The organism is Euzebya rosea, assembly GCF_003073135.1.
Classification (GTDB): domain Bacteria; phylum Actinomycetota; class Nitriliruptoria; order Euzebyales; family Euzebyaceae; genus Euzebya; species Euzebya rosea.
Map to the genome: position 1 here is coordinate 363,507 of NZ_PGDQ01000006.1, position 19,214 is coordinate 382,720.

18 protein-coding genes are annotated in these 19,214 nt (G+C 70.9%); 13 read left to right on the plus strand and 5 right to left on the minus strand.

The window, feature by feature from the left end:
• Positions 1-53: 53 nt before the first annotated feature.
• Positions 54-563, plus strand: coding sequence for a CinA family protein (locus tag CUC05_RS10720; RefSeq protein WP_108666079.1), 510 nt, complete (start codon positions 54-56; stop codon positions 561-563).
• Entirely contained in the window at positions 560-2,629 is a 2,070-nt protein-coding gene (locus CUC05_RS10725) for an NAD(+) synthase (protein ID WP_108666080.1), read from the plus strand. Before CUC05_RS10720 ends, CUC05_RS10725 begins: the two co-directional genes overlap by 4 nt.
• On the opposite strand, the gene CUC05_RS10730 is transcribed toward CUC05_RS10725, so the two are convergent.
• Genes CUC05_RS10730 through CUC05_RS10740 form a run of 3 tightly spaced genes read right to left on the minus strand, consistent with a single transcriptional unit; the run spans position 2,622 to position 5,674 of the window.
• Entirely contained in the window at positions 2,622-3,392 is a 771-nt protein-coding gene (locus CUC05_RS10730; protein ID WP_108666081.1) for an inositol monophosphatase family protein, read from the minus strand. The two genes, CUC05_RS10725 and CUC05_RS10730, sit on opposite strands and share 8 nt — an antisense overlap.
• Positions 3,389-4,183: a DeoR/GlpR family DNA-binding transcription regulator gene (locus CUC05_RS10735; RefSeq protein WP_108666082.1), complete on the minus strand. Its 795-nt coding sequence runs from the start codon at positions 4,181-4,183 to the stop codon at positions 3,389-3,391. The genes CUC05_RS10730 and CUC05_RS10735 overlap by 4 nt, the downstream gene beginning before the upstream one ends.
• A 24-nt stretch (positions 4,184-4,207) precedes the next feature.
• Entirely contained in the window at positions 4,208-5,674 is a 1,467-nt protein-coding gene (locus CUC05_RS10740) for a mannitol dehydrogenase family protein (RefSeq protein WP_205712257.1), read from the minus strand.
• Positions 5,675-5,859: 185 nt separating this feature from the next.
• On the opposite strand from CUC05_RS10740, the gene CUC05_RS10745 reads away from it, so the two are divergent.
• Genes CUC05_RS10745 through CUC05_RS10765 form a run of 5 tightly spaced genes read left to right on the plus strand, consistent with a single transcriptional unit; the run spans position 5,860 to position 11,074 of the window.
• Positions 5,860-7,272, plus strand: a complete 1,413-nt coding sequence (locus CUC05_RS10745; RefSeq protein ID WP_108666084.1) for an ABC transporter substrate-binding protein — start codon at positions 5,860-5,862, stop codon at positions 7,270-7,272.
• A 27-nt stretch (positions 7,273-7,299) separates the two neighbouring features.
• Positions 7,300-8,256, plus strand: a complete 957-nt coding sequence (locus CUC05_RS10750; protein ID WP_108666085.1) for a carbohydrate ABC transporter permease — start codon at positions 7,300-7,302, stop codon at positions 8,254-8,256.
• On the plus strand, positions 8,253-9,110 hold the full coding sequence (locus tag CUC05_RS10755) for a carbohydrate ABC transporter permease (RefSeq protein WP_108666086.1): 858 nt from the start codon (positions 8,253-8,255) through the stop codon (positions 9,108-9,110). Before CUC05_RS10750 ends, CUC05_RS10755 begins: the two co-directional genes overlap by 4 nt.
• A gap of 54 nt (positions 9,111-9,164) precedes the next feature.
• Positions 9,165-10,262, plus strand: a complete 1,098-nt coding sequence (locus CUC05_RS10760) for an ABC transporter ATP-binding protein (RefSeq protein WP_108666087.1) — start codon at positions 9,165-9,167, stop codon at positions 10,260-10,262.
• Entirely contained in the window at positions 10,259-11,074 is an 816-nt protein-coding gene (locus CUC05_RS10765) for an SDR family NAD(P)-dependent oxidoreductase (protein WP_108666088.1), read from the plus strand. The genes CUC05_RS10760 and CUC05_RS10765 overlap by 4 nt, the downstream gene beginning before the upstream one ends.
• Before the next feature lie 266 nt (positions 11,075-11,340).
• Here CUC05_RS10765 and CUC05_RS10770 read toward each other — a convergent pair whose 3' ends face one another.
• Positions 11,341-12,237 carry an ROK family protein gene (locus CUC05_RS10770; RefSeq protein WP_108666089.1) on the minus strand — a complete coding sequence of 299 codons (897 nt, stop codon included), beginning with the start codon at positions 12,235-12,237 and terminating at the stop codon, positions 11,341-11,343.
• 60 nt (positions 12,238-12,297) lie between these two features.
• Between CUC05_RS10770 and CUC05_RS10775 the strand changes: the two genes are divergently transcribed.
• From CUC05_RS10775 to CUC05_RS10785, 3 genes are all read left to right on the plus strand, one after another.
• Positions 12,298-13,116, plus strand: a complete 819-nt coding sequence (locus CUC05_RS10775; protein ID WP_157965447.1) for a sulfite exporter TauE/SafE family protein — start codon at positions 12,298-12,300, stop codon at positions 13,114-13,116.
• Between the two features lie 19 nt (positions 13,117-13,135).
• Positions 13,136-13,435: a DUF1634 domain-containing protein gene (locus CUC05_RS10780; protein WP_108666090.1), complete on the plus strand. Its 300-nt coding sequence runs from the start codon at positions 13,136-13,138 to the stop codon at positions 13,433-13,435.
• 82 nt (positions 13,436-13,517) lie between these two features.
• On the plus strand, positions 13,518-14,744 hold the full coding sequence (locus tag CUC05_RS10785; protein ID WP_157965448.1) for a transcriptional regulator: 1,227 nt from the start codon (positions 13,518-13,520) through the stop codon (positions 14,742-14,744).
• A 233-nt stretch (positions 14,745-14,977) separates the two neighbouring features.
• Here CUC05_RS10785 and CUC05_RS10790 read toward each other — a convergent pair whose 3' ends face one another.
• Positions 14,978-16,441, minus strand: a complete 1,464-nt coding sequence (locus CUC05_RS10790; protein WP_157965449.1) for an LVIVD repeat-containing protein — start codon at positions 16,439-16,441, stop codon at positions 14,978-14,980.
• A gap of 135 nt (positions 16,442-16,576) precedes the next feature.
• Here CUC05_RS10790 and CUC05_RS10795 point away from each other — a divergent pair, with 135 nt between their 5' ends.
• The 3 genes from CUC05_RS10795 to CUC05_RS10805 are packed head-to-tail and all read left to right on the plus strand — an operon-like array spanning position 16,577 to position 19,190.
• Positions 16,577-17,542 carry an ABC transporter ATP-binding protein gene (locus CUC05_RS10795; protein ID WP_420810902.1) on the plus strand — a complete coding sequence of 322 codons (966 nt, stop codon included), beginning with the start codon at positions 16,577-16,579 and terminating at the stop codon, positions 17,540-17,542.
• Entirely contained in the window at positions 17,539-18,327 is a 789-nt protein-coding gene (locus CUC05_RS10800; RefSeq protein ID WP_108666093.1) for an ABC transporter permease, read from the plus strand. The genes CUC05_RS10795 and CUC05_RS10800 overlap by 4 nt, the downstream gene beginning before the upstream one ends.
• Positions 18,324-19,190 (plus strand): ABC transporter permease, encoded by an 867-nt coding sequence (locus tag CUC05_RS10805; RefSeq protein WP_108666094.1) that lies wholly within the window; start codon positions 18,324-18,326, stop codon positions 19,188-19,190. Before CUC05_RS10800 ends, CUC05_RS10805 begins: the two co-directional genes overlap by 4 nt.
• The last annotated feature ends 24 nt before the right edge of the window (positions 19,191-19,214 follow it).

The window sequence follows — 19,214 nt, forward strand, 5'->3', positions numbered from 1 at the left end:
CGTGATCCAGTGACGGCGGTGTCGACCGCCGTGCACGGGGGTACCGCTGCGGCATGGATCCTCGACACGATGCCGAAGCGCTCGCGGGCGTCCTCGGTCCGGAGCTCCAGGCTCGGACCCGTCGGCTGCTGAACCATCTGAGCGGACGCGGGCGCACGCTCGCGACGGCCGAGAGCTGCACGGGCGGCCTGCTCGCCTCGTTGTTCACCGACATCCCCGGGGCGGGCCACGTGCTGGACCGCGGCCTGGTGGTGTACTCCCTGCGCGCCAAGCAGGACGTGCTCGGCATCCCCGCGGAGATGCTGGAGGCCCACGGCGCGGTCAGCAGGCCGGTCGCCGTCGCCATGGCCGAGGCCCTGGTGGGACCCGACGGGGCCGACATCGGGGTGTCGGTGACGGGGTACGCCGACGTGGGGCCCGAGCCGGGCCTCGTGCACATGGCGGTCGCACGGACCGATGGCGACACCGTGCACCGTGTTCGGCGTTTCGGGACGGTCGGGCGCGGAGCCGTCCGGCTGCATACCCTCAGCGCGGCGCTCGACCTGCTGGAGGAGACCCTGTGAGCCCGACCGCGTTCCGATCCATCCACACCCACGGCTTCGTGCGTGTCGGTGCGGCCACCCCGAGGGCGACCGTGGGCGACCCCGCACGCAACGCCGAGATCACGGTGGAGATCGCCGAACGAGCCCACGACGAGGACGTCGACCTCGTCGTCTTCCCGGAGCTCAACCTCTCCTCCTACGCCATCGACGACCTGCACCTGCAGGGCGGCATGCACCACGCCGTGGACCGGGCGATCGCCACCGTCGTCGACGCCAGCGCGGCCCTGCACCCGGTGCTGCTCGTCGGGGCGCCGGTGCCCTCCGGCAGCACGCTGTACAACTGCGCCCTGGCGATCCACCGTGGCCGGATCCTCGGCGTGGTGCCCAAGAGCTTCCTGCCCAACTACCGCGAGTACTACGAGAAGCGCTGGTTCACGCCCGGTGCCGGTGTCGTGGGAGGACGGATCACCGTGGCGGGGCAGACCGTGCCGTTCGGGACCGACCTGCTGTTCGCCGCCACCGACGTCCCCGACTTCGTGCTCGGCATGGAGATCTGCGAGGACTTCTGGGCCGCCACCCCGCCGTCGACCCGTGCGGCGCTGGCCGGCGCCGTGGTCCTGGCCAACCTGTCGGCGTCCAACGTGACCATCGGCAAGGCCCGCGACCGGGCGCTGCTGTGTGCGTCGCAGTCGCTGCGAACCCTGTCGGCCTACGTCTTCTCCGCGTCGGGGCCGGGGGAGAGCACCACCGAGGTGGCATGGGACGGCCAGAGCCTGATCCACGAGAACGGCAGGCTGCTGGCCGCATCGGCCCGCTTCGACGACTCCGAGGCGCTTGTCGTCGCCGACGTGGACCTCGGCGGACTCGTGTCGGAACGCATGCGCACCCCCACGTTCGCCGACGCGGCCGTGGCGGCCGGCCGCCCCGACACGACCGTCCGGCGCATCGACTTCGAGCTGGGCCGCACCGACGGGGACATCGGCCTGCGGCGCACCATCGAGCGCTTCCCGTTCGTCCCGAGCGACCGGGCGCGGCTGGACGAGGACTGCTACGAGGCGTTCAACATCCAGGTCGACGGCCTGATCCGTCGCCTGACCGCAACGGGCAGCCGGACGCTGGTCGTGGGGGTCTCCGGTGGCATCGACTCCACCCATGCGCTGATCGTCGCGGCGAAGGCCATGGACCGGCTCGACCGGCCCCGCACCGACATCATCGGCGTGACGATGCCCGGGTTCGCCACCAGCGAGGGGACGAAGTCCAACGCGTGGCGCCTGATGCGGGCGCTCGGGATCACCGCCGAGGAGATCGACATCCGTCCGGCAGCCGAGCAGATGCTGGCCGACCTCGACCACCCCTACGCGAAGGGGGAGCGGGACCGGTCGGTCTACGACACGACCTTCGAGAACGTGCAGGCGGGCCTCCGGACGGACTACCTGTTCCGCCTGGCCAACCACCGACACGGCTTCGTGCTCGGTACCGGCGACCTGTCGGAGATGGCGCTCGGCTGGTGCACCTACGGCGTCGGTGACCAGATGAGCCACTACGCGGTGAACACCGGAGTGCCCAAGACGCTGATCCAGTACCTGATCCGCTGGGCCGTGGCCACCGACCAGTACGACGGGGCCACCGACGAGGTCTTGGTCGACATCCTCGACACAGAGATCTCCCCGGAGCTGATCCCCGCCGAGGAAGGCGAGGAGATCCAGTCCACCGAGGCGTCGATCGGGCCCTACGAGCTGCACGACTTCTTCCTGCACCACATCGCCCGGCGGGGCCGTGCACCCTCGACGGTGGCGTTCCTGGCGTGGCACGCATGGCGGGACGCGGCGGTCGGCGAGTGGCCGGCGGACTTCCCCGAGGAGGCCAGGCGGGCCCACGACCCGGCGACGATCCGCCGGTGGCTGGAGGTGTTCCTGCGGCGCTTCTTCGGCTTCAGCCAGTTCAAGCGGTCGGCCATGCCCAACGGCCCGAAGGTCAGCGGCGCCGGTGCGCTGTCGCCCCGCGGGGACTGGCGGGCACCCTCCGACGGCACCGCGGCGCCCTTCCTCGCAGAGCTTGCCGCCAACGTGCCGGCCGACTTCAGCTGACCGCGAGCGCCAGGTCCTCGGCCACGGTCGGGGCCGCAGCCAGCAGCATCGCCGACGGCTCGCCGGGCAATCGCACGGACGCCCCCGCCTCCTCGGCGATCAGGGCCCCCGCGGCGTAGTCCCAGCGGTTGGCGTGTGACTGGTAGAAGCCGTCGAGACGACCACAGGCGACCCAGGCCAGGTGCAGCGCCGTCGAGCCGAAGCCGCGGATGTCGGCTACGCGGCCGATCAGGCCCGCGAGCACCTGTCCCTGTGCGGCCCGGACATCGGCGTCGTAGGCGTAGCCGGTGGCGACCAGCGCACGGTCCAGCGACGGCGGGCAGGCGACCCTGATCGGGTGGCCGTCCCTGCGGGCACCGAAGCCGGCAGCGGCGCCGAACACCTCGTCGCGGTGCACGTCGACGACCACGCCCGCCACGACGTGGCCCTCGACGGTGGCGGCGATGCTGACCGACACGAACGGGAGCCCGTGCAGGTAGTTGACCGTCCCGTCGATGGGATCGACGATCCACCCGAACGCCGTGTCGCCAGCGGTGTCGGGGTGCTCCTCCCCGATGATGGCCGCCCCAGGCGTGGCGGCCAGCAGGCGGTCGCGGATCAGCGTCTCGACGGCGAGGTCGGCGGCGGTGACGACATCGGTCGGGGATGACTTGGTGTCCAGGGCGGTCACGTCGGCGGCTGCCGCGCGGACGGCCGATGCAGCGGCCCGGCCAACCTCCGCGGCGATCGCCTCGAGCTCGTGGGGCGCTGGCGCAGCGGTCACACGCGCACCACGTGCAGGCCGCCGGCCTCCAGCGCCGCGACATCCGCGTCGCTGGCGCCCGTGTCGGTGATGAGGGTGTCGATGTCGGTCAGGTCGGCGAACCGCACGAAGTGGTCGTTGCCGAACTTGGTGGAGTCCACCAGGGCGATCACCCGGCGAGCGGACGCGATCATCGCCTGCTTGACGGCGGCCTCGTCGGTGAACGGGGTCGTGAACCCTCGTTCGGGGGTCAGCCCGTCGGTGCCCATGAACAGCACGTCGACCGACATGCGCCGCACCGTCTCGACGGTGTCGTGGTCGACCATCGAGGCGGTCTGCGGACGAACGGTGCCCCCGAGGACGATGACCCGCAGGCTGTCGTGCTCCGCGAGCATCGGGGCGATCAGCAACGAGTTGGTGACCACCCGAAGCTGCAGGTCGGGCGGGAAGTAGCCGGCGAACAACGAGGTCGTCGACCCCGCGTCCATCATGATCGTGCCCTCGGGAGGCAGCTCGTCGAGGGCGGCGGTGACGATCCGGCGCTTCTCCTCCACCTGCTGGGAGTGGCGCGCGCTGATGCTGGGTTCGTAGCGGACGGCCTGCCACGGCTCGGCGGCACCATGGACCCGTCGCAGCAGCTTGCGCTTCTGCATGCCCGACAGGTCCCGACGGATCGTCTCGGTCGTCACGTCGAACTGCTCGGCGAGCGTGGTGACCTCCACACGTCCGCGTTCACGGACGAGGCGCAGGATCTCGTCCTGTCGCTGGCTCTGCAGCTCGGCGCGGCTCGGGGGGCCGGTGGTGGTCGTCATGGAGGGGGGTGCGGGGTGGGCCGGTCACTGGCGGTCGAGGGTGTGGTCGATGGTGACACGGACGCCGTCAGCGGTCAGGCGGGTCAGCGCCTCGGTGAAGGCCTCGTGAACCGTGGGGTCCCCTGCGAGCGCTTCGCCGAAGACGCGACGATAACCCAGGAAGGCCGCTGGGTCGGCGCGGGCGGCGTCGGCGAACGCCATCGCCTCCGCGAGGTGGGGGTCCGCTGACAGCTCCAGGGCCGTCCCGTCGTCGGCCGCGCCCTGCAGGTACCGACACCACCCGGCGAGGGCCAGCATCGACAGCTCGACCGGTCCACCTGCCGCCAGCTGCCGCTGGATCGTCGGCACCAGGAACTTGGGGAACTTCGACGACCCGTCGATGCAGAGGCGGTCGACCTGATCGCCGATGGCGGGGTTGGCGAACCGCGTGACCAGCGACGCCTTGTAGTCCTCGAGGTCGATGCCTGGAGCCGGGGGGACGACCGGTCCCGCCTCGGCGTCGAGGAAGGTGCGCAGGAACTCGGCGAACCGGTCCTCGGCCATCACCTCGTCGACCCGCCGGTGACCGGCCACTCGCGCCAGGTAGGCCAGGCACGAGTGGCCGGCGTTCAGCAGCCGGAGCTTGAACAGCTCGTACGGCTCGACGTCGTCGGTGACGATGACGTCGAGGTCCTCCAGCGGAAGCCGCGGTCCCGAGAAGTGGTCCTCCACCACCCACTGGCGGAACGGTTCGGTGGCGACCGGCCAGGCGTCGTCCAGTCCCCGCTCGCGCGAGAGCCATGCGCGATCCTCGTCCGTCGTGGCCGGCGTGATGCGGTCGACCATGCTGTTGGGGAAGGCGACGGTCCGCTCGATCCAGTCCGCAAGGTCGGGGTCGGTCGTCCGGGCGAGCCCGAGGGTCGCGGTGCGGGTGACGGTGCCGTTGCCGATGACGTTGTCGCAGCTGAGGACGGTGATCGGCGGTGCCCCGTCGGCCCGGCGACGGGCAAGGCCGGCCACCAGCGCGGCGAAGGCCGACCCCGGCGCGGCGTTGTGCGAGTCCGGGTCGAACTCGCCGGTCACGTCGTCGACGGGGTAGCCGCCCTCGGTGACCGTCAACGACACGATCGCGGTGTCGGCGTGGGCGATCCTGGCGACCAGGGGTTCGGGGTCGGGATGGGCGTGCACGTAGTCCACGATGCTGCCGATCACCGTGGCCTCCACGCCGTCCCGGTCGCGGACCAGCAGGGTGTACAGCCCGTCCTGGTCGGCCATGACCTGCGCCATGGCGGCGTCGTGGGGCAACACACCCGCTCCGACGATCGACCAGTCGGTGTGTCCCCCACGGCAGAGCTCGTCGACGTAGGTGGCGAGGTGGGCTCGATGGAAGCCCCCGACCCCGATGTGGACGATCGAACGGCGGAGGGCCGTCCGGTCGTAGTCCGGTCGACGGAGCCGATCGTCGGCCTCCGACAGGCTGTCCGGTCGCAGCTTCATGTCAGGCACTCCCATGTCCAGTTCCTTGGTCCAGTACGGAACATCAACACTGTTGATGCGTCAATAGCCAAGAGACCAAAGTTTTCTGTGTGGTTTTCTCTTGCGTTCCCACATTGAGTGGCGTAGACCTGATCGGTGTCGGAGGTGCAAGGGCGCAGCGCCGACGAGCCGTGACCACCCCCTGACTGGGAGCTTTCGTGATGAGTCGAGACGTCTTTCTGCTGAACCGGACCTGGCGAGCCGTCGCCCTGTTCGCCGTGCTCGTGCTGCTGGCTGCCGCGTGCAGCGGCACCGACGACACTGATTCGGGCGGCGGTGACGGCACCACGACGGACGACGGCGGTGACAGCACCGCAGACGGCGGTTCGCTGAACGTCGCCATCGTCGGCAACCCGCAGATGGAGGACATCGCCTCCCTGACCCCGGAGCACTTCACCGCCGACACCGGCATCGAGGTCAACTACACGATCCTGGAGGAGCAGACCCTCCGCGAGATCGTGACGCGCGAGACCGGTGCCGGGGGTGAGTCCTTCGACGTCATCATGATCGGCCTGTACGAGACCCCGCAGTTCGCGGAGAACGGCTGGCTGGTCAGCCTCGAGGACTACGCCCAGGGCGACGCCGACTACGAGGTCGACGACCTGATCGGCGCGGTCCGCACCGGCCTGTCCTACGAGGACGAGCTGTACGCCGCACCCTTCTACGCGGAGTCGTCGTTCCTGATGTACCGCGAGGACCTCGTCGAGGCCGCCGGCATGGAGATGCCCGACGCCCCCACGTGGACCGAGGTGGCGGAGATCGCCGCAGCCCTCGACAGCGAGGACACCGCCGGTATCTGCCTGCGCGGAAAGCCCGGCTGGGGTGACCTCGGTGCGGCGTTCACCACCGTCCTCAACACCTTCGGTGGCACCTGGTGGGCCGCCAACGACGACGGCTCGATCGGTGAGGCGCAGGTCGACACCCCCGAGTTCCGCGAGGCCCTGCAGTTCTACGTCGACCTGGTCACCAGCGTCGGCGAGGACGACGCGGCGAACTCCAGCTTCAACGAGTGCCTGACCCAGTACCAGAACGGCCAGGTCGCCATGTGGTACGACGCCACCGTTGCCGCCGGACTGCTCGAGGCCGACGACAGCCCCGTCCAGGGCCAGAACAACTTCGCGCAGGCGCCGGTCATGGAGACCGACAACGCCGGCTGGCTGTGGGCCTGGTCGCTGGCCATCCCCCAGAACGCCGCAAACCCCGACCTGGCATGGGAGTACATCTCCTGGGCCACCGGACCGGACTACCTGCGCACCGCCGGTGAGAACCTGCCGGGCGGCTGGGCGGCGGTCCCGCCGGGAACCCGCGGGTCGCTGTACGAGACCCCCGAGTACCAGGAGGCGGCCGCTGCCTTCGCCGAGCAGACCCTGACCGCCATCGAGAACGCACCGATCGACATGCCGGGCACGACTCCCCGGCCGGGCCTGCCCGCGGTCCAGTTCGTCGGTGTCCCCGAGTTCCAGGACGTGGGCACCCGGTGCACCGAGCAGTTCTCGGCGGTGATCGCCGGCAGCGTCGACTTCGACACCGCCATCGAGGCCTGCCAGGAGATCGCGGCGTCGGCGTCCAGCTGATCAGGCCGACCCGACCTCGCTGACGCCATGTCCGCCACCATCTCGCCGACCCCCTCCCGCAGCACGCCGGAGGGGGCGGTCACCCACGCTGAAGAGGTTCGTCGGCTCAACCGGCGAGATGGGTGGCTGCGACGCCTGCCGTTGCTGCCAGCGCTCCTCTTCACCATCGTCGTCACGCAGGTCCCGTTCGTGCTGTCCCTCTGGTACAGCCTCACCGACTGGACCATCACCCCGCCCACCGACCAGGAGTTCATCGGAGTCGGCAACTACACCGACCTGGTCAGCGACAGCTTCTTCGTCGACGCCGCCCGGACCAGCATCTTCATGACCGTCGCCGCAGTGCTGCTGTCGGTCGTGCTGGGCACGGCCATCGCGATGCTGCTGGACCGCAAGTTCTTCGGCCAGGGGTTCGTCAGGACCCTGCTGATCACCCCCTTCCTGATCATGCCGGTCGTCGCCGGCCTGGTCTGGAAGACCCAGATGTTCTCCTCGCTGTACGGCGTGCTGAACTGGGTCCTGGAGCGCATCGGGCTGGAGAGCATCGAGTTCGTCTCCCGGGCACCCACGTGGTCGGTCGTGATCGTCCTGGTCTGGCAGTGGACCCCCTTCATGATGCTGATCGCCCTCGCCGGCCTGCAGAGCCAGCCCGGTGAGGTACTGGAGGCCGCTCGAGTCGACGGCGCCAACGGCCGCGGCATCTTCTTCCAGATCACGCTGCCCCACCTGCGCTCCTACATCGAGCTGAGCGTCCTGCTGGGGTCGATCTACCTGATCCAGGTCTTCGACCACATCGAGGTCATCACCGGCGGCGGGCCCGGCTCGACCAACGTCCCCTACTTCGTCTACCAACGCTCCATCGGCGGCGGCTGGCGGTTCGGCTCGGCTTCGGCCTACGCCACGATCGTCGTCATCGTCACCATCATCATCGCCAACCTGGGACTGCGCGTGCTGCGTGGCCTGCTCGAGGACGAGGAGACAGCATGAGCGGCGACAGCACCAGCGTCATCGTCGGTGAGAAGAAGTGGCACAACGTGGTCCTCGGCATCATCGCCTGGATCGTCGGCATCCTCTTCTTCTTCCCGGTGGCCTGGATGTTCATGAACGGCTTCAAGACCGAGGCGGTCGCCAACAGCGACCCCCAGCTGTTCTTCGAACCAACCACCGAGCAGTACACCGCGGTGACCCAGCAGACCACGGGGCTCCTCGGCTTCACCGAAGCGTTCGCCAACTCCGCCTGGATCGTCGGGATCTCCACGATCCTCGTCATGGTCCTCGCCATCCCCGCCGCCTACGCGCTGGCGGTCCGGCCGGTCAAGAAGTGGCGCGACGTCCTCTTCTTCTTCATCTCCACCAAGTTCCTGCCCATCGTGGCGGCGATCCTGCCGCTGTGGATCATCGCGAGAGAGCTCGGGATCCTGAACAGCCGCGTGGTCTTGATCATCCTCTACACCGCGATGAACCTGCCGCTCGCGGTCTGGATGCTCCGGTCGTTCTTCCGCGAGGTGCCCAAGTCGCTGATCGAGGCGGCTGATGTCGACGGGGCCAGCCTGTGGGCACAGCTGACCTCCGTCGTCCTGCCCATCGTGGCCCCGGGTGTGGCCGCCACCGCGCTGCTGTGCCTGATCTTCGCCTGGAACGAGTTCTTCCTGGCCGTGCAGCTCAACACCGTGGACGGACAGACCGTCCCGATCTGGGTGACGTCGTTCGTCTCCACCCGAGGCAACTTCATCGCCAAGCTGTCCGCCGCCTCGACGCTGGCCTCGGTGCCGGTGGTCATCGCGGGATGGATCGCGCAGAAGCGGATGATCCGTGGACTCGCCATGGGAGCGATCAAGTGATGGTCCCGTCGCACACCTGCCCACCAGCAACCACGTTCGTCAAGGGAGAAGGCAATGGCTGAGGTTCGTTACGAGGCGGCATCACGCATCTACCCGGGGGTGCCGAAGCCAGCGGTGGACCAGCTCTCCATCGACATCGAGGAGGGCGAGTTCCTGGTCCTCGTCGGCCCGTCCGGTTCCGGCAAGTCCACGGCCCTGCGCATGCTGGCCGGGCTGGAACCGTGCGACGCCGGCAGCATCCACATCGGTGGACGCGACGTCACCCTGACACCCCCGCGCGATCGGGACATCGCGATGGTCTTCCAGAACTACGCGCTGTACCCCCAGATGACGGTGGCCGCCAACATGGGGTTCGCCCTCAAGCAGGCGAAGGTCCCCGCGGAGGAGCGTCGCAAGCGGGTCGAGGAAGCCGCCAGGATCCTCGACCTCACCGAGTACCTCGACCGCAAGCCGAAGAACCTCTCCGGCGGCCAGCGCCAGCGCGTGGCGATGGGACGGGCGATCGTCCGCGAACCGCAGGTCTTCCTCATGGACGAGCCGCTGTCGAACCTCGACGCCAAGCTGCGGGTGCAGACCCGCCTGGAGCTGGCCGACCTGCAGGCACGGCTCGGCACCACCACCGTCTACGTCACCCACGACCAGGTCGAGGCCATGACGCTCGGCCACCGGGTCGCGGTGCTGAACTTCGGCGTGCTGCAGCAGTGCGACACGCCCAAGCGGCTCTACGACGAGCCGGCCAACACCTTCGTGGCCGGCTTCATCGGGTCCCCCGCGATGAACCTCGTGGAGTGCGTCGTGGAGGACGGTGGTGTGGCAATCGCCGGGCTGCCCGTCCCGCTGCCCGACACCGTCGAGTCCTCCCTGGTTCGCGGCAGCACCGTCACGGTCGGGGTCCGGCCCGAGCACCTGCGGCTGGCCGACCACGGCCTGAGCGGCCTGGTCCAGGTCGTGGAGGAGCTCGGCAGCGAGGCCTTCGTCCGCGTGGCCACGACCCATCAGGGACAGGACCTGCGGCTGTTCGTCCGGACCGAGGGCGGCACCAGCGTCCACCGCGGTGACACCGTGCACGTCGCCTACGACGGACCGGTCCACGTCTTCGGCCCCGACGGCCTGCGCCTGGGGACCACGACCGCGGCGGCCATCCCCGGATGACCGTCACCCACGATTTCGGTGGCCGGGTTGCCCTGGTCACCGGAGCCGGCGGCGACATCGGCCGTGCCGTTGCGGTCCGCCTGGCGCGCTCGGGCGCGACGGTCGTGCTGGCCGACCTGGCCAGCCGGTCGGATGCCGTCGAGGACACAGCCCGTCGATGCCGCGAGGACCGGACCTCGGCTCGGGTCCACGTCGTCGCCTTCGACGTGACCTCGGCCGGCGCGGTGGACGCCGCGCTGGCCGAGGTCCCATCCGACATCGGGCCGCCCGACCTGCTGTTCAACAACGCCGGTTACCAGGGTCGGTTCCTGCCGGTCGGGGAGTACCCGGTCGAGGACGCGGCACGCGTCATGGCGGTGAACGTCGTCGGCGTGCTGGACGTCATGCAGGCCGTCGTCCGCCGGTTGCGGGCCGAGGGGCGGGGCGGTGCCGTGGTCAACACGGCCTCGATGGCCGGGGTCGGCGGGGCGGCCAACATGCCTGCCTACGCCGCGTCCAAGGCCGCGGTGATCGGGCTGACGAAGGCGGCGGCGCTGGACCTCGCGCCCCACGGCATCCGTGTGAACGCGGTGTCCCCGGCGTTCATCGGACCGGGGGAGATGTGGGACCGTCAGGTGGCCGAGCAGGCCGCAGCGCCGAGCCAGTACTACGCCGACGACCCGGCGACGGTCGAGCAACAGATGATCGGCCAGGTCCCCCTCCGCCGGGTGGGGTCGGTCGACGAGGTCGCCGGCGTCGTCGCCTGGCTGCTGTCGGAGGACGCGTCCTACGTGACGGGCGAGAACATCCTCGTCACCGGCGGCATCCGCTAGGAGCCCTCGTCGGGGGCGCGGGCCCCCACCCCTGCGACGATTGTCGACCCGCGACGATTGTGGCGACGGGAGCACCGGCGCACCCATCCCTACAACCGTGTCCGGCTGCCAATCCTCCGGGATTGGGATGCCGCGACGATTGTGGTGACGGGGGCACGGGTGCACCGATTCCTACGATTGTCGGGGAATGCCGGGTTGGGCGGGTCCGGCGGGTTCGGGCGTGCCGGGCGAGGATCGGGACGAGGGGGTCGTCCGATGGGGCTCGGTCAGGACGCGTTGCGCTGGGCGAGGGCGATCGCGCCGAGGACGCCGGCCCGGTCGCCGAGTCCCGGGGCCACCACGTAGCGCGCCATCCCGTCGGTCACCGCCGGCACGTCGACGTAGCCGTTGAGGACCTCCGAGGCGGCGGCACGCGTGCGGGCGAGCAGGCCGGGCTGGCTCATCACGCCGCCGCCGAACACGATCCGGTGGGGGGAGAGCACCAGCACGAGCGTCCCGACGAGCTGACCCAGGTAGCTGGCCTGGATGGTCACGGCGCGTTCCAGCGTCTCGGGGTCCATCTCCTCGGACGTGAGGCCCCAGCGGTCCAGCCAGGCCGGTCCACAGGCCAGGCCCTCCAGGCAGTCGCCGTGGGAGGGGCACCGGCCTGCGAACGGGTCGTCGGGATGGCGGCGGACGAGGATGTGGCCGGCCTCGGGGTGCAGCAGCCCGTGCACCGGCACACCCTCGATGATCGCGCCGACGCCCACACCCGTGCCTATCGTGACGTAGGCGAGGGACGGCACGTCGGCCCCCGCCCCCCAGCGCATCTCGCCGAGCGCCGCTCCGTTGACGTCGGTGTCGACCGTGATGGGGCCGTCGAAGACCTCGCGCAACGGGCCGAGCAGGTCCGCGCCAGCCCAGCCCGGCTTCGGGGTCGTGGTCAGGTGGCCGTACGTGGGGCTGTCCGGGTCGAGGTCCAGGGGGCCGAACGACGCCAGTCCGATCCCGGCGACGTCACCGTCGGACAGGCACCAGCGGACCCAGTCGACGATCGCCCCCAGCGTCTCCTCCGGGGTGGTCGTGGGTATCCGGGTGGGTGCCGACAGGTCATCGGGTCCAGAGCCGTGGGCGCACACCACCTTGGTGCCGCCCGCTTCGATGCCGATCCAGCGCTCCGCCATGGCTCGGGATGCTACCGACCGACGTGCGTCGCCGGGCGGCAGCGTGCAAGGCTGCTGCCCGTGCCTGCCCTCCTCGCCCTCGTCGCGTCATTGTGCTCGAGCGGTATCGGGACGCTGGCGGGCATCGGCGGGGCCGTCCTGCTGGTCCCCGTGCTCGTCGTCCTCGGCCTGCCGGCATCGGAGGCAGCACCCCTCGGGCTGGTGTCGGTGGCGGCCGGGTCCGTGGCTGCCGGCGCCCCCCAGCTGCGCGAGCGCATCGTCAACCACCGGCTGGGGGTGACCACCGAGGTCGTGGCCACGACGGGGGCTGCCATGGGCGCCCTGGCGGCCGGGCTGGTCGACGACCGCCTGCTGGCCCGCGCCCTCGCCGTGGCGGCGCTCGCCGCTGCGGTGGCCGTCGTCTGGTCCCGGACCGAACGGGACCGGGTGCTGGCCGAGGTCGGACGCCATGCGATCGGGGAGTGGCCGGGCCGGATCGCCGGGGCGACCGACGTCGACTCCGACGTCGTGACCTACCGTGCCCGCCGGCTGCCGGTGGGCCTGGCGTTGATGTGGGTGGCCGGCGTCACCGCCGGGACCGCCGGGGTCAGCGGCGGGTTCCTCAAGACGCCCGTCACGGCCACGCTGATGGGCATCCCGCCACGCGTCGCAGCAGCGACCACCACCTTCACCGTCGGCGTCACGGCGGCGGCAGGGCTGGTCGTGATGACGCTGCAGGGCCGTGTGGACGCCAAGGCCTCCGCCGCGGTCGTGGCGGGCAGCCTGCTGGGCGGTCGGCTGGGCGCCGCGGTGCAGGGCTCGGTGCCCCGGACGCTGCTGCAGCGTGGGCTGGCCGCGGTGCTGGTCGTCGTCGCGGTGCTGCTGTGGGGGTCGTCGTGACGCAGGCACGCGGTGTCTCGTGAAGAACCGCGAGCGGCCGTTCGACCAGCAGGTGCGGGCCAACGAGGCCATGGCCCGGGTCCTCCGGGGCGCGGGGATCGCCGCCCTGGTGCTCGGTGCCCTCGGGACGGTCCTGCCCGGCCCCGCCGGTACCGCGACCGGCTGGGCGGCCGTGGGGTTCGTGGTGGCGACCCCGCTCGGCCGTGTCGCCTGGCTGGCCGTCCGCTGGGTCGACCGGCGCGACTGGTTGTTCGCCGGCCTGGCCACGACGCTGCTCGCGGTGGTCGTCCTGGCGGGGACGATCGCGATGCGCCAGTAGGCCCCTCACCACCGAGCGCGTACGGGCCGTCTCGTGGTGCAGCCGGACGAACGACCCCGAACCGTCCTACGATCGCTCCCCAATGAGCCCTTCCATGTCGGCGGACGACGACCCGAGGCTTGCGCGCCAGAACCTCCTGCGGGAGTGGTCGCGGCATGCGGAGGGAGGTCGGCCGAGCGGGGTTCGCAGCGACGTGCTGGAGTCGTGGGAGCGGTCCTCGGACCTGCTGCCCCGGACACGACCCGAGGCCCCGCTCGACGACGAGGACCGCACCCGCGAGCAGTGGGCGTCCTCACCCCTGCGCCCGGCCGTACGGACGCTGGAGTCCGAGCTGACCTCCGTCGCGCGGGACGGGGCCTTCATCGTCGCCGTCACCGGACCCGACGGGAAGATCCTGTGGACCCACGGATCCAGCTGGATGCGCACCCGCGCCGAGGCGGTGCACTTCGTCCCCGGCGGGCGCTGGGACGAAGCGTCCATGGGGACCAACGCCCTGGCCATGGCGCTGGACGCCAACCGGCCGGCGGCGGTGTTCTCCGCGGAGCACTTCACCGAGGTCGTCCACGAGTGGGTGTGCTACTCCGCCCCGATCGTCGACCCTGCAACGGGTGCGCCGCTCGGGGTCCTGGACCTGTCGACCACATGGGACCGGGCCCACCCGCTGGCCCTGTCCACCGCGTCGGCCCTGGCCCGCAACCTCGGCCTGCTCGTCCCCCACGACGGCCGGGGGAACGGGGCGGGCGAGCAGGCCGGCGTCGACCTGCGCACCCTCGGCACCGCGCAGGTGCGGCTCCACGGACGGCTGCTCAAGCTGCCGCCCCGTCAGGTGGAGATCCTCGCCGTCCTCAGCCTCTTCCCCGAGGGGCTGAACCTCGATGCGCTGCACACCCACCTCTACGAGGACCTCACGGTGTCGGCCTCGACGTGCAAGGCCGAGGTGTCACACCTGCGACGTGCCCTCGGCGGGGTCATCGCCTCGCGTCCCTACCGGATCGAGGGGGCCATCCGTGCCGACCACGTGGACGTGATGCGGTTGCTCACCGACCGCGACCTCGCCGGGGCGGTCGAGGCCTACGGCGGGCCCATGCTGCCGTCCAGCGAGGCCCCGGCGATCGTCGAACACCGCTTCTACGTCGAGCGGGCCCTGCGCGACGCCGTCCTGCAGGCCGGCGACCCGGACCTGCTGTTCGCCCTCGGTTCGACGATGCCGCTGGACGACGCGATCCACGAGCAGGCGATGCAACGGCTGGCCGAGGACGACCCTCGGCGGGCCATCGCACGGGCCCGGCTGGACACCGCCCGTCGCTGAGACGGCTCGGATCGGGCGTCCCAACCCTTTGCCAACCTGACGCGGGTCAGGATGCGCCCAACGAGCCGAGGGTCCGACATGCAGTGGTCGGCGCAGCGGCACCCAGATATGCGGCGGGCCGGGCGTGCTCCCGTTCGTCCCCGCCGCACCAACCTCACCTCCGCACCTGCCCGGCCTCGGGGAACCTCCCGCCTTTCCCCGAGGCCCGCAGGTGCACTTCTTCTTGCCTGCGGTCAGGCCACCACGATCGGGCAGAGGTAGCCGAACACCTCGTCGGCCTCGAACCGCGCCGCCTGCCGTGCGGCAACCGCAGCCGACAGGGCCGGGGCGGTCACCGTCGGCATCACGGCGGGCGCGACGCTGCCGTCGGCGTCCTCGTTCAGCCGCAGGATGTCCACGCCACGCCCGTTGTCGGCGACGTAGATGTAGCCGTCGCGCCAGTAGCCCGCCCACGCGCTGGCGTCGTCGGGGCGGAAGTAGCCGACCTGCCGGATGTCGGTCGGGTCGCTGGTGTCGAGCAGGCGCAGGCCCTGGCCGTAGAAGGCGTAGGCCAGCAGCCCGTCACCGCGGTCCTCGAAGTAGTGGGCCGACGCGCAGCCGGTCGCACCCTCCGCGTCCTCGGGGGTCCAGGTGTCCAGCACGTCCATGCGGAACCCGGCCGGGTCGGCGAAGCCGCTGCCGTCCAGCGACGACCGGATGTCGTAGGTCGCGAACCGGCCCGACGATGCGCAGCTGGACGACAGGTTCTCCTCCGTCGCCATCAGCACCGCGCCGGTCGACCCGTCCTGGCCGGGGATGGAGAGGTCGACGTTGCGGAAGCTGTTGTGCATGAAGCGGCTGGGGGTCGCCGCCGAGGGGGTCGAGCCGCCGCCGTAGGGGATGGGCTCGCAGGGCGTCGCCGTCCGGGTGGTACCGGTCAGCGGGTCGGTGTGCTCGCCGGCGGTCCAGTAGCCGTTGACCCCGGCCTCGTGGGAGACCCATGCCACGCCGTCGCCGTCGACCTGCACGTCGTGGGCGTAGCCGGTGGACCCGTCGTCCATCAGCCCGGTGTTGATCGGCTCCGGACAGGTCACGGGGTTCAGCGGGTCGGTCACGTCGGTGGCGTAGATCGGCCGCCCGTAGGGGCCGAAGGCGGTGTTGCCGTAGGGGCCGCCGGTCCACAGGTAGTCGCACGAGTCGACGTCGTCGGGGTCGGCGGACACGCAGGTCGAGGTGTGGCCGGCCGGAAGGGTCACGAAGCCGATCTGGGCCATCAGCGCCGGGTTGGACACGTCGATGATGTGGACCGCCCCGAACAGCCGCGCCTGGGCCGGCGCGACGGGGGTGGTGAACCCGCGCGGGTCACGGCTGATGAACAGCAGCTCGCGTTCGGCGTCGACGTCCATGTCCTCGTTCTCCCAGATGTACATGGGCAGGACGCCCAGCAGCTGGGGAGCAGCGGGGTCGGCCACGTCGTAGCTGTAGATCCCCGTCACGGTCGAGACGAACATGGTGTCGTCGATGAAGTTGACCGCGATGGCGCTGGACGCCTCGGGGGCGTTGGCGACGAACTCCAGGTTGTCGGAGATCGCACCCGGAGGGGGATCGGCCGCCAGCGGGGTGGCATCCAGCGCCACCGCACCCGCGCCGGTGGCGCCGAGTGCCAGGAGCAGCGCGACCGCGCCGGCGAGCAGAGGTGAGGACTTCGCGAGGGTCATGGACCGGTGGTTCGACACCGGCGCCCCCAACACCTTCCCCGGGTGGATCGGTCGGGAAGGGGAGGGGCGGGGGCGGGGTCACGGAGGTAGCGTTGGCGGGCTGTGAACGCCAAGGGGCAGGCCGCCGCACCGGCCATGGGGCAGGGTTCCACCGACGTGGGTGGGGCCGAGACGACGATGGTCCGGGCGACCGGCCTGACCAAGCGCTTCGACGACTACGTCGCCGTGGACGGGATCGACTTCGAGATCCGGGGCGGTCAGGCGTTCGGGTTCCTCGGCCCCAACGGCGCCGGCAAGACCTCGATGATGCGGATGATCGCGGCGATGAGCCCGGTCACGTCCGGGTCGCTGGAGGTCCTCGGCATGGATCCGACGACCGACGGGTCGTCGGTCCGGGCGCGGCTGGGCATCGTCCCGCAGGAGGACAACCTCGACAACGACCTGTCGGTGTCGGACAACCTGCTGTTCTACGGACGCTTCTTCGGCCTCGACACCCGCACGCTGGCCAGCCGCATCGAGGACCTGCTGCGGTTCGTCGAGCTGTGGGATCGCCGCGACGCCCGCGTGCAGACCCTCTCCGGAGGGATGAAGCGCCGCGTGGTCATCGCCCGTGCGCTGATCAACGAACCCGAGATCGTCCTGCTCGACGAGCCGACGACCGGCCTGGATCCGCAGGCTCGACAGCTGGTGTGGGACCGCCTCTACCGGCTCAAGCAGCGGGGGGTGTCGCTGGTGCTCACGACCCACTACATGGACGAGGCGGAGCAGCTGTGCGACGAGCTGGTCGTGATGGACCGCGGTCGCATCGTCGCGCAGGGCCCGCCCCGGCAGCTGATCGAGACCTACGTCACCTCCGACGTGATCGAGCTGCGGTTCCGCGACGGCGTGCCCGCCGACACCGACGCCCTGCAGACGCAGCTCGCGACCATGGCCCAGGACGTGGAGGTGCTGGCCGACCGCGTGCTGCTCTACACCGACGAACCCACCGGTACCGCCGATGCCATCGACGCCAGCGGCCTGGCGCTGGCCGGCACGTTGACCCGGCGCAGCACCCTCGAGGACGTCTTCCTCCACCTCGCCGGCCGGAGCCTCAACGAATGAGCGCCATGACCGTCTCCGGGTCCCTGCGCTTCGCCCGTTACCAGCTCGAGCTGTGGCGGCGCACGTGGTACGGCAGCGCCTTCTCGACCTTCGTCGCCCCCATCCTGTACCTGGCCGGCATCGGCCTCGGCATCGGGCAGCTGGTGGAGGGAGGGGGCGCCGCCGCCGAGCTCGGCGGGGTCAGCTACGCCGCGTTCGCCGGCACGGGCGTCCTTGCCGCCTCCAGCATGCAGACCGGCGCGGGAGAGCTGTCGTGGCCGGTCATGGGCGCGATCAGCTTCACCCGCACCTGGGTGGCGTCGACGTCCACCCCGCTGACCCCTGCCGACATCGTCGGCGGGAAGTTGATCGTCCTGGCCGTCCACCTGACGATCTCCGGCATCGTCTTCGCGGTGTCGTTGCTGGCCCTCGACCTGGTCGACCCGGCCGGTGCCCTGGGCGTCATCGCCCCGTCCGTGCTCGTCGGCCTGGCCTGCGGCGCCCCGATGTTCGCCTTCGCCGCGTGGGCCCAGGAGGGCACGAAGATCGGCTACGTCTTCCGCTTCGTCGTCGTCCCGCTGTTCGTCCTCTCGGGCACGTTCTTCCCCATCAGCGAGCTGCCCTCGGCCGTGCAGCCCCTCGCAGCCGTCTCGCCGCTGTGGCACGGCATCGAGCTGGTCCGGGCCGGTGGGCTCGGCCTCCCGACCGCCTACCCCCCGCTGGTCCACGTCGCCGTGCTGGTGGCCTGCACCCTCGCCGGTGTCCTCGTGACCATCCGCACCCTGACCCAGCGGTTGCACCCATGAGCACCGACACCGCACCCGCTCCGTCGGGATCACCGGCCCCGCCGACGGTGCCGCGACGCCTCGACCTGCTGTTCCTCCTCGCCCGGCTGGCGCCCTACCGCCTGCTGGGGGCGCCGAGGGGCCAGCACGTCGTCGAACGCAACGTGCTGCTGTGGCGCAACCAGTGGCCGGCGCTGCTGTCCGGCGTGTTCGAGCCGCTGCTGTACCTGCTGGTCCTCGGGGTCGGCGTCGGCAGCCTGGTCGACGGCACGGCAGACCTCGGCGGTGCGGCCTACGGCGAGTTCGTCGCGGCCGGGCTGCTCGGCGCCGCCGCGATGAACGCCACGGTCTACGAGACCTACAACGTCTACTTCAAGCTGCGTCACGACGGCATCTACGACGCCATGGGCGCCACCCCCGCCGCGCCCCGTGACATCGCGGGTGGTGAGATCGTGTGGGCGGTCAGCCGCGTGGCGCTGTACGCCGTGGGGTTCATGGTCGTGGCCGCCGCGCTCGGCGTGCTCACGAGCCCCCTGGCCCTGCTCGCCATCCCCGTGGCGCTGCTGATCGGCTTCGCGTTCGCCGCGTTGACCCTGTGGGCAACCACCCACATGCGCAGCTGGAACGACTTCGACCTGCTGCAGATCGCCATCGTGCCGCTCTTCCTGTTCTCCGCGACCTTCTATCCCATCGACGTCCTGCCGACCTGGGCGCAGGTGATCACCCACGTCTCGCCGCTGTACCACGGAGTCACAGCCCTGCGGCAGGTCATGCTCGGCCAGGTCGACGCGTGGATCGTGCTGCACCTCGGCGTGCTGGTGGTGCTCGGGCTGATCGGTTTCCGCCTGGGGGCTCGACGGTTCGTGGTCCTTCTGCGAACCTGAACCTCCGCCCCAGCTTCGAGTGGA